Origin of the sequence: Nocardia sp. NPDC050406 (assembly GCF_044459025.1) — a bacterium.
Classification (GTDB): domain Bacteria; phylum Actinomycetota; class Actinomycetes; order Mycobacteriales; family Mycobacteriaceae; genus Nocardia.
This window is the reverse complement of the sequence record NZ_JBITIM010000004.1, coordinates 139,962-154,442: the sequence shown is the minus strand read 5'-3', so window position 1 is coordinate 154,442 and position 14,481 is coordinate 139,962. Positions and strand designations below refer to the sequence as shown.

Below are 14,481 nucleotides of genomic sequence, written 5' to 3'. Positions count from 1 at the left end.
GCCGTGCCGGGCGGCACCTCCGCGCGCCGATCTACAGCGCGCCGGTCTGTTTGAGCTCCAGATACTCGTCCGCGAGCGCCTCCGGCAGGAGGGCCGGTGGCTCCGCGATCACCCGGACCCCGGTGCGTCGCAAGGTTTCCCGGGCCAAGGCGTGTTCGGCGACTATGTTCTCGGCCGCGGCGGCGGCGTAGAGGTCTGCGACGCCGGTGCGGCGGGTCGTGGCGGCCGCGACATCCGGATCGGTGACCGAGACGATGAGTACTCGGTGACGGCGGGTGAGGACCGGGAGGACGGGCAGCAGGCCCTCCTGCACGGTGGCGGCGTCGAGGTGGGTGAACCAGACGACCAGACTGCGACGTCGGGCGCGTTGCAGGGTGGTGCGCATGAGCCCCTGGAAGTCGGTGTCGACCAGCTGCGGGGTGACCCCGGCGAGGGCGTGCATGAGCTTGTACTGCAACCGTTTTCCGCCCACCCCGCGCACCTCGGTGCGGATCTCCCGGTCGTAGGCGAACAGGTCCACGGTGTCGCCACCGGCGGCGGCCAACCCGCCGAGCAGCAGCGCCGCCTCGATCATGGCGTCGAGCCGGGTGCCGTCGCCGACGCGGCCCGCGCTCACCCGACCGGTGTCCAACAGCAGCACCACGTGCCGATTGCGCTCCGGCCGCCAGGTGCGCACCAGCACGTCGGAGGCGCGGGCGGTGGCGCGCCAGTCGATGGTGCGCACATCGTCGCCGACCACGTACTCGCGGAAGGAGTCGAATTCGGTGCCCTGCCCGCGAATGGTGGTGGTGTTGCGGCCCTCCATATGTTGCAGCCGTTGGACTTTCGAGGCGAGCAGGCGCTCGCTGTGGAAGGGCGGCAGCGCGCGCAGGCGGGCCGGAACCACGCGGCGCGTCTGTCGTCCCGCCATCCCGAGGGGCCCGAGCAGCCGCACCGTCACCGGCCCGGCGACGCGGTCGCCCCGGTAGGCGGGTGTGAGTTCGGTGTGGAAGCGAACCCGGGTGTTGGCGGGCAGCCGCAGGTCGTGGCCGCGGTGCACGGCCCGCGCGCTGGCGGGCCAGTCGTCCCAAACCCGGCCGCGCACGGTGCGCGAACCCCGGTTCAGCACAGTCAATTCCACCTCGATGCCGCGCCCGGTGCGCACCGTCGTCAGCGGTTGGCGCGACATCTCGAGGTGCTCGGCCGACCCGGCCAGCCCGATATCGATCAGTGCCAGCGCGACCAGCACGGCGGTCGCCAGCAGCACCCCCGGCCAGGTCGGCAGCACGAAGGTGACGAACAGCGCCGCGGCCGCCGCGACGAGGGCCAACCGGCCGGTGACGACCATCGATTACACCGGGACGGGGACGGACAGCAGCAGCGAGGCCATGACGCCCTCGGCCGTCACACCCTCCACCTCGTGTTCGGGCCGCAGCTGCAGCCGATGCCGAAGTACCGCGGTCGCAACGGCTTTCACATCGTCGGGTGTGGTGTAGCCGCGGCCGTTGAGCCAGGCGAAGGCCCGCGCGGCCGCCATGAGGGCGGTCGCGCCACGGGTGGAGGCCCCGTGCGCGACGGCGGGGGAGGTGCGCGTCGCCCGGCAGATGTCCACCGTGTAGGCCAGCACCTCCGGACTGATGGTGACCTGTGCGACGGCCTCGCGCGCGGCCTTCAGATGCGCCGCCCCGGCCACCCGCCGCAGCCCCGCCGCGACGAGATCGCGCGGATCGAATCCGGCCGCGTGCCGTTGCAGAATCCGGAATTCGTCGTCGCGGCTGGGCAATTGGACGTCCACCTTGAACAGGAACCGGTCCAGCTGCGCCTCCGGCAGCGGGTAGGTGCCCTCCTGTTCGATGGGGTTCTGGGTGGCGATCACCACGAAGGGATCGGGCAGCGGCTGCGGTACGCCGTCCACCGAAACCTGGCGCTCCTCCATGGATTCCAGCAGCGCCGACTGGGTTTTCGGTGGGGTGCGGTTGATTTCGTCGGCGAGCAACAGATTGGTGAAGACCGGTCCGCGCCGGAAGGTGAACTCGGCCGAGTGCGGATCGTAGATCTGCGAACCGGTGACATCGCCGGGCATGAGGTCGGGAGTGAACTGGATGCGCGCGTGCTCCAGATCGAGTGCGGTGGCCAGGGATCGCACCAACAGCGTCTTCGCCACTCCCGGAACGCCTTCGAGCAGTACGTGGCCGCGGCACAGCAGTGCCAGCACCAGGTACATGACGGCGGTGTCGTTGCCGACGACGGCCTTGCCGATCTCGGCGCGCAGGGCCAACAGCGCCTGCTGCGCCTCCTCGGCGGTCGGGGTGTGGGTTTTGTCCACTGTGGTCACAGGACCTCCGCTTCGATCCATTCGAGTTGGGCGGCAACGAGTTCCAGCGTTGCCCGATCGGTGACCGGGTCGTGCAGGGCGGCGGCGGCCAGGGCCGGGTCCGCGCCGCTGCGGGCGGCGATGGCCGCCAGCACCCGGTCGGGGGTGGTGTCGGCGGTGAGGCCGAGGGCGGGCCGCAGCCGCCGCAGCGTGGCCGAGCGCAGTTTGGTCGCCACGTGGTCGTAGTCGCGGGATTTGCGGTACAGCCCGGCCTGTCCGCTGAGCACCTCGTTGGCCGGTGCCTCCACGGGCAGCGGTTCGGCCACCACGCTGCCGCGGCGGCGGCCCCGCCACCACAGCACGACCACCCAGGCGATGGCCCACTGCAATCCGGCGAACGCGATCCAGCCGCCGCTTTCGAAGATGGACTCGCGGCCCTCGCCGAATTCCGGTGGCGGAATGTCGATGGGGTCCCGGGTGGGTGGCGGTTCGTAGGTCGGGGGCGGCGGCATATCCGGAATGTCCGGGGGCTGCGGCGGTTTCGGTACCGAGATCGAGATCAGGACGTAGGTCAGTAGCGCCACGCCGATCACGCCCGCGATCACCGCCCAGAAGCGCCAGTCCCGCAACAGGTCCGGTGTCGTCGGCAGCTTCAGCTCACGCTTGCGCACCGTCTTCGCGCGCTTGCGCCGCTTCTCGGTGATCTCCTCCGGCTCGTCGGGCGGCGCAGGGGCGACGGAGAACCGATCGGCGCGCTCCAGGTGCCGGTACTCCGCCTCGGTGGCCGGTCGCCCGCCGTAGACGACCTCGTCGAAACTGTATGCCGCCGAAGCCAGTTCGGTGGGATCGGCGAGTTCACCGCGTTCCCCGAGCGCGACGGTGGCGTCTTGGGCGGTGACGCGCGCGGTGCGGGCGCGCCGCACCTCCAAGACCCCGCGCTGTTCGAGCCCGCGGGTGACCGCGCGGAAGCGCTCCCGCAGCGCGGTGCCGAAATCCCGGCGGTGCGCGGCCTGTTCGGCGGCGGCGAGGTGCGCGGCGGCCGGGCCCAGTCGCGGTGGCGGAGGAGCGATGTCCTGTGATGCGGGGCCGGTGGCCGGATGCCCGTTGTGGTCGTTCGGTCCGGTCATCGCACCCCTCCACCGGCTCGCGGAATGCGGATGTCCCAGGCTTCGCGGCGGCAGCGGCGGTCGACGTAGACGACCACCTGGGTCGCGGATTCGATGGTTTCGGCGAAGGCGACCACGCCCATGACGGCGGTGATGATCAGCGCGGTGACGGTCCAGCGCTGTGTGCCGGTGATATCGGCGACCACGTCCTGGAACAGCACCAGCGGCAGGAGCAGCATCACGAACAGCGCGCGCAGGTACAGCCAGACCCAGACCAGCTGCCATTCCGCGCCGGACACAAGGGTTTTCGACCGCTGCGTCGCGACCCGAGCGCTGGCGGACTCCTCGAAGACGATCGCCGCTGTCGGATATCGACGCGCCCGCAGCGAGCCCAGCCAGATGACCGCCAACGGCAGCGTGATCATCAGCGGGGTGCCCAACGCCAGCACGCCGATCCCGATCAGCGTGTACTTGGTCTGATAGAGCGCCAGCGGTCCGAGCCGCGCGGCCACGCGACGCAGGGCCGCGCGCCAGCCGAGCGGCTGCCGGTGCACCACCGACAGCGCGACGGCGGTGCTGACGCCGCGAATGTACAAGCGCAGCAACCACGCACAGAGCAGGCTGGTCAGAACGGCCGCCACGGCGACGGCCAGATCCGAATCCCCGGTGGCCAGCGAGACCAGCGCCGTGACGCCGAACGCGATGACCGCGGCGACCGCCGCACCAGCCCCGGCCATGGCCGCCAAGGGTTTGATTCGCGCCTGTACCACGCCGAACGGCCGGTCCAACAGTTCACGTAACTGCATGGGCCGGATCGGTACCGGCGCATCGGGCATCGACTCCACCCCCGCGCCGCTCGGCGGACCGACGTGGTCGGCGGCTGGCAACACGGGGTGAGTCTATCGGCAGCGGGCGCTTCGGTCGCCCGTTGTTTCGCGGGGCTCGCCGACGGGTCAGCGGCCGAGCAGGCGAGCCACCACGCGGCGGTACAGCTCGGGATCGCCCGGCGGCTGGCCGAGCAGGGCGCGCAGGTAGAGGCCGTCACCGACCAGGGCGACGATCTCGGCCTGGACGGGATCCTGGAACTCGTTGTCCAAGGCGGTCTTCCAGCTGTCCATGACATCGGTGAGGGCCCGGTCCACCTCGTCCTCGTCGGTGTCCTGCGGGCCGTCGACGGTGCGCATGGCGGCGAGCATGGAGCGGTAGAGGGCGAGCTCGAGGGCGTCGGACTCGTTGTCGGGGTGCGGGCTCTGCAGGTACCACTCGGCCACCGATTTGCCTTGTTCGACAGCGGTTCTCAGCTGCTGGTCGGCGCGCTCGCCGAGGCGGCGGACCAGCCCGGCGAGCAGGGCGTCCTTGGATTTGAAGTGGTAGAGCAGACCGCCCTTGGAGACGCCCGCCGTCGCGGCGACGCTCTCCAGCGTCACCTGGGACAGGCCCTTGTCCAGTAGCAGCGTCTCCAGCGCGTCCAGAATCCGGTCGCGGGTGCCCGCCCGGTCGCGAGTAGTTGTCACGGTAATCACTGTACCGTCTGGACGGTTAATCTGTTACTGTACCGTCTGGACGGTTGAAAGCCGTTGTTTCATCGGTAGCTCACAGCGCCCGAAAGTCGAGAAGGAAATGCCCACGCACGCCAATGCCCGGTCCGGCCCGAACCCTGTCTCGGGACCCGTCAACACGGCCGACGTCCCCGCGGATGCCACACCCCAGCGCGCGACCGCGCGGACCTGGGGCGGTCTTGCGGTGCTGGCACTGGCACTGCTGCTGGTCTCGGTCGACGCCACCGTGCTCGACCTCGCCGTCCCGGCGATCAGCGCCGATCTGGCCCCGACCACGCCGCAGCTGCTGTGGATCATCGACGTCTACTCGTTCGTGCTGGCCGGTCTGCTCATCACCATGGGCACGCTCGGCGACCGCATCGGCCGCCGCAGGCTGCTGCTCGTCGGCGCGGCCGGATTCGGTATCGCCTCGGCCGTCGCCGCCTGGGCCGTCAATCCCGAAATGCTCATTGCCGCACGCGTATTGCAGGGCATCGCGGGTGCGACGCTCATGCCCGCCACGCTGGGCCTGATCCGAAGCATGTTCGCCGACCCGAAACAGCGCACCCTCGCGATCTCGGTCTGGGGCGCGATGGCCGGTTCGGGTGCGGCCTTCGGTCCGCTACTGGGCGGCTGGCTGCTAGAGCACTACTGGTGGGGTTCGGTATTCCTGGTGAACCTGCCGGTCATGGCGCTGCTCGTGGTACTCGGCCCGGTACTGGTGCCGGAGTCGCGGGATCCGAATCCGGGCCGCTTCGATCTGGCGAGTGCGGGTCTGTCCATGCTGGCGCTGATTCCGATCGTGTACGCGGTCAAGGAACTCGCCGCCCATGGCGCGAGCGCGGGCGTGCTGGTCGCGGCCGTGATCGGTGTGCTGGCCGGTATCGCGTTCATGCGTCGCCAGCGTCGGCTGGCCGCGCCGCTGCTGGACCTCGACCTGTTCCGCCTGCCGCCCTTCCGCGCGGCGGTGCTGACCAACCTGCTGTCGATCTTCGCCCTGGCGGGTGTGCTGTTCTTCGGTTCGCAGTACCTTCAGCTGGTGCTCGGCAAGGCTCCCCTCGAGGCGGGTCTGCTGCTCATCCCCGGCACACTCGGCAGTATGGCCGGTTCGCTGGGCGCGGCCTGGCTGGTCGCCCGCTTCCGCCCGATCCACGCGCTGTGCGGTGCGCTGATCCTCTCGGCGGCCGGTGCCATGCTGTTCTGGCTGCTGCGCGCCGATCCGACGGCGTCGGTGACCCCGTTCGTGCTGGGCTTCCTGCTCATCGGCGCGGGTGTCGGTGTGGCGCTGACGGTTTCGGCCGATCTGATCGTCAGCTCCGCCCCCGCCGAGCGCGCCGGAAACGCGGCCGCGATCTCCGAAACCGCGTTGGAGGGCGGTATCGCCTTGGGCGTGGCGGTCCTCGGCAGCGTGGTGATGGCGGTCTTCCGCCACGGGCTGGATCTGTCCACGGTGCCGTCGGCCAATGCCGACGCGGCCCGCGAATCCCTGGGCGGCGCGGTCGAAGCCGCCCGCGGCCTACCGGATTCCGCGGCCACGGCGCTGCTGGACTCGGCGCACTCGGCGTTCGTCACCGGTATCCACCTGGCGGCCACCGGCACCACGGTGATCCTGCTGGCATCGGCCTACGTCGCCTACCGCGCCGCCGCCAGCCGCTCGGCGAAGTAGCCCCCCGGCCCCGGTCACGCTGTGGCCGGGGCCTTTTCGCGAGACCGACGGTCAGCGCGGGTCGTTCAGCGGCGGTAGCAGCGGTGTCGGGAACAGCTCCTCGAGCGGTGTCGGCCCGGTGTAGTGACGGCATCCGCACCGAGCCCACTCCTTGTACCCCCACGGCGATTTCCGCCGGTACTCCGCATGGCACTCCCCGGCTTTGCGATCGTGCAGGGACAGATCGTGCCCACATCCGCACAGCGCCGGACTAGTGCCCTCGGCCTTACCACGCGCCATCCGATGGCCGAAGCGGCCGACAACCCAGCCGACGCCGACCAGCCCGGCACCGACGATGAGACTGATCGGATCCATGGAGCGATTATACGTACTCGTATACGTATAAGGCTAGGGTTCGTCTATCCCTCATTCTTGCCCGGCGGCAGCTCGCGCGGCCCTCGGTATTCGAGCGCGCGATCCTGACGGCCGGACAGCTCACCCTGCTCCGGCGTGGCGGGCAGTCCATAGCCGTGGTCGACGTACTGCCCTTGCGGCAGCGCCGAATACCCGGGCGCGTAGCCCTGATGCCGAGGATCGACGGCGGTCGCGGCGACGCGCTGGCCGTAGGACTGCTGCGCACCCGGCGGCAGTTGGTAGCCGCCCTGCTGGACGTAGGCCTGCTGGGCGGCGGAATCCTGGGAGTCGACGGTCACCTTGCGGGTGCGCTTGAGGGTGAAGGTGATCTCCTCGGCCTCCTCGAAGGCCTGCCGCACCGTGCGCAGCGGATGGGTCGCGGTGTCGATGGCATTGGCGACGAAGGAGGGGACCAGCGGGCGGATCCAGCGGGCCGCGGTATCGGTGAAGGGGACCGTGCCGATGATCGGGAGTTCCAGTCCGCCACCGGATTTCCCGGGGACCGGCTGTGCGGCGGAGCCCGCCGGTGCGAGCGCGCCGCCGGTCGGAGCCACGACTCCCGGGACGATCTGGGCGGGCAGATTGGGCGACTGGGTCACATTCCCCTCCTGGGACTTCTCGTCGCCGACCGGAACTCCGGCCGGTAGTTCCAGCGACCGCGCGTCTTCCAGTGCGGCGCGGTCGAATTCGCTCACCGCGCGGCGGCCGGATTCGGTGATGCCGATCTCCAGGCCACCGATGGCGGCGATGATCCGCTTGCGCTGCTGTTCCCGATCGATGGCGGTATCGGCGTGCGCGGCCAGTCGGGCGGCGGTGACGTGTTGTTCGTTGCGCAGCTTCTCGACCTGCACTCGCGTCTCGGCGCGCTCCTGGGCGATGGCGGTCGCGGCCTCCTGCTCGACCCGGTCGGTCTCGGTCCGGAAGGCCACCCGCCGGTCGTAGGAGGTCTCACCGCGCCACCGGCGCAGCAGCAGCGGCAGCAGGGCCAGCAGCACCGTGAGCGCGATGACGCCGAGGCGCAGCGCCAGCGCGCCGCCGTGCGAGGTGGTGTGGTCGTTCATGGCCACCCAGCGCGCCCCGAGTCCGCGGTCGCCCTCGGTGTAGGCGGCGGTGCGCGCGTCGGTGAGGGCCTGCTCCTTGTCGCGCACGCGCGCGTCGAGCGCTTCGATCCGTCCTTCGGCCGTGGTCAGCCGGTTGCGCGCGTCGGTGAGCATCTCGTTGGCGGTGCGCTCCTCCGGACCGCGCCCGGGCACCCCGGTGACCGGGGCCCGCTGGCAGTCCTGAGCGGGGTTGAATTCGCAGCGCGCGATCACGAGGGCGGTGTCGACATCGGTCTTGGCCTGCGCGATCTGCTGGTCGAGCGCCGCGCGATCGCCACGCGCCCGGTCGAGTTCGTCGCGCGCCCCGACCACGCTGGACACGGATTCGGTGTCCCGCCTTGCCGTTTCGTCCAGCAGCCGGTCCACGGTGCCGCCGAACAGCGCGGTGGCGGCCAATTCGGCGATGATGACCCCGGCCAGGACCGCGACCGCGACACGCCCACCGAATTCCGCTCGGCGACGGCGTGTTTCATTGCGCGCGGGCGTGGGCGCGGTCGCCAGGGCGCGCGCGACGGCCCCCATCAACAGGGTCGCGGCCAGCGCGCTCACGACGACGGCGAACAGCGGCCACCCGGCGGCTCCGGTCGCCAGGGCGGTGACGCCTCCGGCGACGGCCGCGAACAGCGCCACAACCGCCCCGGTCAGCGCATAACCCGAGCGTTCGTGCCGGTCGGTGAGGTGGGAATCGCCGCCGCCGAGCCAGGTGAGCAGGGCCGCTCCCGAGGCGGTCGCGTCCGAGATCCGCGAGGAGAGAGAAGTGTTCGAACCCGGGGTCGCCGTCGGCTGCGCGGAGGAGGATTCCGACTCGCCGGACTCGGCGGAAACGTGCGGCTCAGGGATGTCGTGTGCGGTCATGGGATCTCACATCCTCTAAGTCCCAGGGTGTTTCGGCATGGCGAAACTGTCGCTTGTTCGTTGTCTCAGCGTGACAGGCCGGACCTGGTTCCACCGAGCGGGCCGCGGGGGTTGTGGCCAGGCTCACAGTGGCGAGTTTCGGGCACGTTTCGTGCCCTTCGTCACTCCCGTCTACCTCGGGAAATGTGACTTGGCGCATATTCACAGTTAGCTGACCGTGTGCCAAATCGCACAAACTGGAAACGATTCCGTACGGTCGGAACGTTGCGAATCCTTATCTCCCAGCGGGTCTCACGAACTGCCGGGGCCCTCCGGAGAGTTAGCCACCTTACGTCCGGTTTATCCGAAGTCCCTGTGGGGAAACCTGATTCGATGCAGGTGAGAGGCCGTTCCCGGACTCGAGCGAGCCGGTCCGGGGCAATCCCTACCCACGCGGACGGCAGTGGCGAACTCGACTGAAACGATGCTGCTCGGCTGCTTTACACTGGAGAACGCGCAGGTAGTGGAGGATCGATGAAGAAGCCCAGCTAGACACTGTTATTAGTGCAACCTAAGTTGGTTGGGCTCGAGTCCTGACTTATCGTTTGCTCTTACGCCGAACGCCACAAGTTCGGCATTTCGCTCATATGGCCTGGGACCTGACCGGTCCCCAGACTAAAGGGCGGAAACGGCGCGGTAGGTAGCCGATGCGTAAGCACTGGGTTACCGCCGAGCACCCGATTAGGTATTCGAAGCGGGTGGACAACTGGAGAGTTGACTGCACGGTATGACCATCAGCGCCGCTGGTCTCCGAAACGTACGGGCGCAGTCTGACGGAGGCGTTCGACGAAGGCCGCATTCTTCGAAGGCCTGTTTTTTGTGAAGGCAGAGGCATGACGCAACTTCCCGGCCACAGGTCCCCTGGACCCCGCGGGCTCTATGATCCGGCGAACGAACACGACGCCTGTGGTGTCGCATTCGTCGTCGACATGCACGGCCGTCGCAGCCGCGACATTGTCGACAAGGCTATTACGGCCTTGCTGAACCTGGAGCACCGTGGTGCTGCCGGAGCCGAGCCGAACTCCGGCGACGGCGCGGGCATCCTGATCCAGCTCCCGGACAAGTTCTTCCGTGCGATCGTCGATTTCGAGCTGCCCGCCGAGGGCTCGTACGCGACCGGTATCGCCTTCCTCCCGCAGGCCCGCCGCGAAGCCGCGCGCGCCGCCTACGGCGTCGAGAAGATCGTCCGCGAAGAGGGCCTCGAGGTACTCGGCTGGCGCGAGGTGCCGATCGACGAATCGTCGCTGGGCGCGCTGGCGCGCGATGCCATGCCGACGTTCCGGCAGATCTTCATCGCCTCGCCGAAGGACGGCGCCGAGCAGCTCGCGGGCATGGACCTGGAGCGCCGCGCCTACGTCGTGCGCAAGCGCATCGAGCACGAACTCGGCAAGGCGGGCGCGGGCGCGGGCAGCACCGGCAAGGAGTCGGTGTACTTCCCGAGCCTGTCCGGTCAGACCTTCGTCTACAAGGGCATGTTCACCACCCCGCAGCTGCGCGCGTTCTACCTGGACCTCCAGGACGACCGCGTCGAGTCCGCGCTGGGCATCGTGCACTCCCGCTTCTCCACCAACACCTTCCCGTCGTGGCCGCTGGCGCATCCGTTCCGCCGCGTCGCGCACAACGGCGAGATCAACACCGTCACCGGTAACGAGAACTGGATGCGGGCGCGCGAGGCGCTGCTCAAGTCCGACAAGTTCGGCATCGACTCCGAGGGCAACAACCGCCTGGAGAAGATCTTCCCGGTCTGCACCCCGGGCGCGTCCGACACCGCGCGCTTCGACGAGGTGCTGGAACTGCTGCACCTGGGCGGCCGCAGCCTGCCGCACGCCGTGCTCATGATGATCCCGGAGGCCTGGGAGCGCCACGAGTCCATGGACGCCGCGCAGCGCGCGTTCTACCGCTACCACTCCTTCCTCATGGAGCCGTGGGACGGCCCGGCGTCGGTGTGCTTCTCCGACGGCACCGTCGTCGGCGCGGTGCTGGACCGAAACGGTCTGCGCCCCAGCCGCATCTGGGTCACCGAGGACGGCCTGGTCGTCATGGCCTCCGAGGTCGGCGTGCTCGACATCGACCCCGCCAAGGTGGTCAAGAAGGCGCGTCTGCAGCCCGGCCGCATGTTCCTGGTGGACACCTCGCAGGGCCGCATCATCGGCGACGACGAGATCAAGAACGAGCTCGCCAACGAGCACCCGTACCAGGAGTGGCTGGACGAGGGCCCGGTCAAGCTGAGCGATCTGCCCGACCGCCCGCACGAGCACATGTCGCACGACCGCGTGCTCATTCGCCAGCAGATCTTCGGATACACCACCGAAGAGCTGAACATCCTGCTCGCGCCGATGGCCAAGACCGGCGGCGAGGCGTTGGGCTCGATGGGTACGGATACGCCGATCGCGGTGCTGTCCAACCGTTCTCGCCTGCTGTTCGACTACTTCGCGCAGCTGTTCGCGCAGGTCACCAACCCGCCGCTGGACGCCATCCGCGAAGAGGTGGTCACCTCGCTGCGCAGCATGATCGGCCCCGAGGGCGATCTGCTGCACCCGAGCCCCGACAGCTGTCGCCAGATCACGCTGACCCAGCCGATTCTGGACAACGACGAGCTGGCCAAGCTCGTGCACATCAACGACGACGGCTCGCGCCCCGAGCTGCGGTCGGTGGTCGTGCACGGCCTGTACCCGGTCAAGAAGGGCGGCAAGGGACTGCGCAAGGCCATCGAGGCCGTGCAGAAGCAGGTCTCGGCCGCCATCGACGGCGGCGCGCGCATCATCGTGCTGTCGGACCGCGAGTCCAACGAGAAGCTCGCCCCGATTCCGTCGCTGCTGCTGACCGCCGCCGTGCACCACCACCTGGTGCGCGAGCGCACCCGCACCAAGGTCGGCCTGGTCGTGGAGGCCGGTGACGCCCGCGAGGTGCACCACATGGCCCTGCTGATCGGTTTCGGCGCAGCCGCGATCAACCCGTACATGGCCTTCGAGTCCATCGAGGACATGCTCGAGCGCGGCATGCTGGAGCTCGGCACCGGCAGCATCGAGAGCGATTTCCGCAAGGCCGTCGCCAACTACAACAAGGCCGCGGGCAAGGGCGTGCTGAAGGTGATGTCCAAGATGGGCATCTCCACCATCGCCTCCTACCGCGGCGCGCAGCTGTTCCAGGTCGTGGGCCTGTCGCAGGCGCTGTGCGACGAGTACTTCACCGGTCTGCGCTCGCCGCTGGACGGTATCGGCCTCGACGACATCGCCGACGAGGTCGCCGCCCGCCATCGCCTGGCCTACCTGGAGAACCGCAACGAGCGCGCGCACCGCGAGCTCGAGATCGGCGGCGAATACCAGTGGCGGCGTGAGGGCGAGTACCACCTGTTCAACCCGGACACGGTGTTCAAGCTGCAGCACGCCACCCGTTCGGGGCAGTACTCCATCTTCAAGGAGTACACCAAGATGGTGGACGACCAGTCCGAGCGACTGGCCTCGCTGCGCGGTCTGTTCAAGTTCAAGTCCAAGGGCCGCAACCCGATTCCGATCGAGGAAGTCGAGCCCGCGAGCGAGATCGTGAAGCGCTTCTCGACCGGCGCGATGAGCTACGGCTCCATCTCGGCCGAGGCGCACGAGACCCTCGCCGTGGCGATGAACCGGCTCGGCGGCCGCTCCAACTCCGGTGAGGGCGGCGAGCATCCGGCGCGCTTCGAGCCGGAGGAGAACGGTGACTGGCGTCGGTCCGCGATCAAGCAGGTGGCCTCCGGCCGCTTCGGCGTGACCGCGCACTACCTGACCAACTGCACCGATATCCAGATCAAGATGGCGCAGGGCGCGAAGCCCGGTGAGGGCGGCCAGCTTCCGGCGCACAAGGTGTACCCGTGGGTCGCCGAGGTCCGGCACTCCACCCCGGGCGTGGGCCTGATCTCCCCGCCGCCGCACCACGACATCTACTCGATCGAGGATCTCGCCCAGCTGATCCACGACCTGAAGAACGCGAACCCGCAGGCTCGGATTCACGTGAAACTCGTCGCGGAGCCCGGCGTCGGCACCGTCGCCGCGGGTGTGTCCAAGGCGCATGCCGACGTGGTGCTCATCTCCGGCCACGACGGCGGCACCGGCGCCTCGCCGCTGACCTCGCTCAAGCATGCGGGCGGTCCCTGGGAGCTCGGTCTGGCCGAGACCCAGCAGACGCTGCTGCTGAACGGTCTGCGCGACCGCATCGTGGTGCAGGTCGACGGTCAGATGAAGACCGGTCGCGATGTCATGATCGCCGCGCTGCTGGGCGCCGAGGAGTACGGTTTCGCGACCGCTCCGCTGGTGGTCTCGGGCTGCATCATGATGCGCGTGTGCCACCTCGACACCTGCCCGGTCGGCGTCGCCACCCAGAACCCCGTGCTGCGTGAGCGCTACACCGGTAAGCCGGAGTTCGTCGAGAACTTCATGCTCTACATCGCCGAGGAGGTGCGCGAGCTGCTGGCGTCGCTGGGTCTGCGGACCCTGGACGAGGCCATCGGCCGGGTCGACCTGCTCGACACCACCGCCGCCAAGGCGCACTGGAAGGCCAGCAAGCTGGACCTGTCGCCCATCCTCGACGATGTCGAGACGGCGTTCATGTACCAGGACCGCCGCCAGACCAAGACCCAGGACCACGGTCTGGACAAGGCGCTGGACAACCAGCTCATCACCCAAGCGCGCGACGCGCTGGAGCGCGGCAAGCCGGTCAAGTTCGAAACCAAGATCACGAACGTGAACCGGACCGTCGGCACCATGCTCGGCCACGAGGTGACCAAGCTCTACGGCGGCGCGGGCCTGCCCGACGACACCATCGACATCACGTTCACCGGTTCCGCCGGTAACTCCTTCGGTGCGTTCGTTCCGGCCGGTATCACCCTGCGCGTGCAGGGCGACGCCAACGACTATGTGGGCAAGGGCCTTTCGGGTGGACGCATTGTCGTGCGCCCCTCCGCCGACGCCCCCGCCGACTTCGTCGCGGAGCAGAACATCATCGCGGGCAACGTGATCCTGTTCGGCGCGACCAACGGCCAGGCGTTCATTCGCGGTGTCGTGGGCGAGCGCTTCGCCGTGCGCAACTCCGGCGCCACCGCGGTGGTCGAGGGCGTGGGCGACCACGGCCTCGAGTACATGACCGGCGGCAAGGTGGTCATCCTCGGCGAGACCGGCCGCAACTTCGGCGCCGGTATGTCGGGCGGTGTCGCCTACATCTACAACCCGAACGGCACCTTCGAGAAGAATGTCTCGGTCGATCAGGCCGATGCCATCGAGGCGCTCTCCGGTGACGACTTCACCTGGCTGCACGACATCGTCGCGCGCCATCGCGAGGAGACGGGTTCGGCTGTGGCCGAACGCATTCTGAGCGACTGGTCGCAGCAGGTGAACCACTTCGTGAAGGTCATGCCGCGCGAGTACAAGAAGGTCCTGCTCGCCATCTCCGAGGCCGAGAAGTCGGGTCGGGATGTCGACGAAGCGATCATGGAGGCCGCACGTGGCTGACATCAATCGCT

At 69.0% G+C, this 14,481-nt stretch carries 9 protein-coding genes; 2 read left to right on the top strand and 7 right to left on the bottom strand.

What is annotated here, in order from left to right:
- Positions 1 to 31 precede the first annotated feature (31 nt).
- The 5 genes from ACIBH2_RS29435 to ACIBH2_RS29415 form a co-directional block, all read right to left on the bottom strand.
- Positions 32 to 1,327 carry a DUF58 domain-containing protein gene (locus ACIBH2_RS29435; RefSeq protein WP_397123353.1) on the bottom strand — a complete coding sequence of 432 codons (1,296 nt, stop codon included), beginning with the start codon at positions 1,325 to 1,327 and terminating at the stop codon, positions 32 to 34.
- Positions 1,328 to 1,330: 3 nt separating this feature from the next.
- Positions 1,331 to 2,335, bottom strand: coding sequence for an AAA family ATPase (locus tag ACIBH2_RS29430; protein ID WP_397123351.1), 1,005 nt, complete (start codon positions 2,333 to 2,335; stop codon positions 1,331 to 1,333).
- Complete coding sequence (locus tag ACIBH2_RS29425; RefSeq protein ID WP_397123349.1) at positions 2,311 to 3,420, bottom strand: DUF4129 domain-containing protein; 1,110 nt, start codon at positions 3,418 to 3,420, stop codon at positions 2,311 to 2,313. Before ACIBH2_RS29425 ends, ACIBH2_RS29430 begins: the two co-directional genes overlap by 25 nt.
- Positions 3,417 to 4,289, bottom strand: a complete 873-nt coding sequence (locus ACIBH2_RS29420) for a hypothetical protein (protein ID WP_397123347.1) — start codon at positions 4,287 to 4,289, stop codon at positions 3,417 to 3,419. Before ACIBH2_RS29420 ends, ACIBH2_RS29425 begins: the two co-directional genes overlap by 4 nt.
- Before the next feature lie 63 nt (positions 4,290 to 4,352).
- On the bottom strand, positions 4,353 to 4,913 hold the full coding sequence (locus tag ACIBH2_RS29415; RefSeq protein ID WP_397123345.1) for a TetR/AcrR family transcriptional regulator: 561 nt from the start codon (positions 4,911 to 4,913) through the stop codon (positions 4,353 to 4,355).
- 106 nt (positions 4,914 to 5,019) lie between these two features.
- Here ACIBH2_RS29415 and ACIBH2_RS29410 point away from each other — a divergent pair, with 106 nt between their 5' ends.
- Entirely contained in the window at positions 5,020 to 6,603 is a 1,584-nt protein-coding gene (locus ACIBH2_RS29410; protein ID WP_397123343.1) for an MFS transporter, read from the top strand.
- A gap of 51 nt (positions 6,604 to 6,654) precedes the next feature.
- Here the strand turns inward: ACIBH2_RS29410 and ACIBH2_RS29405 are convergent, their stop codons facing one another.
- Together ACIBH2_RS29405 and ACIBH2_RS29400 are read right to left on the bottom strand one after the other, a co-directional pair.
- On the bottom strand, positions 6,655 to 6,957 hold the full coding sequence (locus ACIBH2_RS29405; protein ID WP_397123341.1) for a hypothetical protein: 303 nt from the start codon (positions 6,955 to 6,957) through the stop codon (positions 6,655 to 6,657).
- Between the two features lie 44 nt (positions 6,958 to 7,001).
- Positions 7,002 to 8,951: a DUF4407 domain-containing protein gene (locus ACIBH2_RS29400; protein WP_397123339.1), complete on the bottom strand. Its 1,950-nt coding sequence runs from the start codon at positions 8,949 to 8,951 to the stop codon at positions 7,002 to 7,004.
- Between the two features lie 872 nt (positions 8,952 to 9,823).
- Between ACIBH2_RS29400 and gltB the strand changes: the two genes are divergently transcribed.
- Positions 9,824 to 14,470: a glutamate synthase large subunit gene (gltB, locus tag ACIBH2_RS29395; protein ID WP_397123337.1), complete on the top strand. Its 4,647-nt coding sequence runs from the start codon at positions 9,824 to 9,826 to the stop codon at positions 14,468 to 14,470.
- Positions 14,471 to 14,481 lie beyond the last annotated feature (11 nt).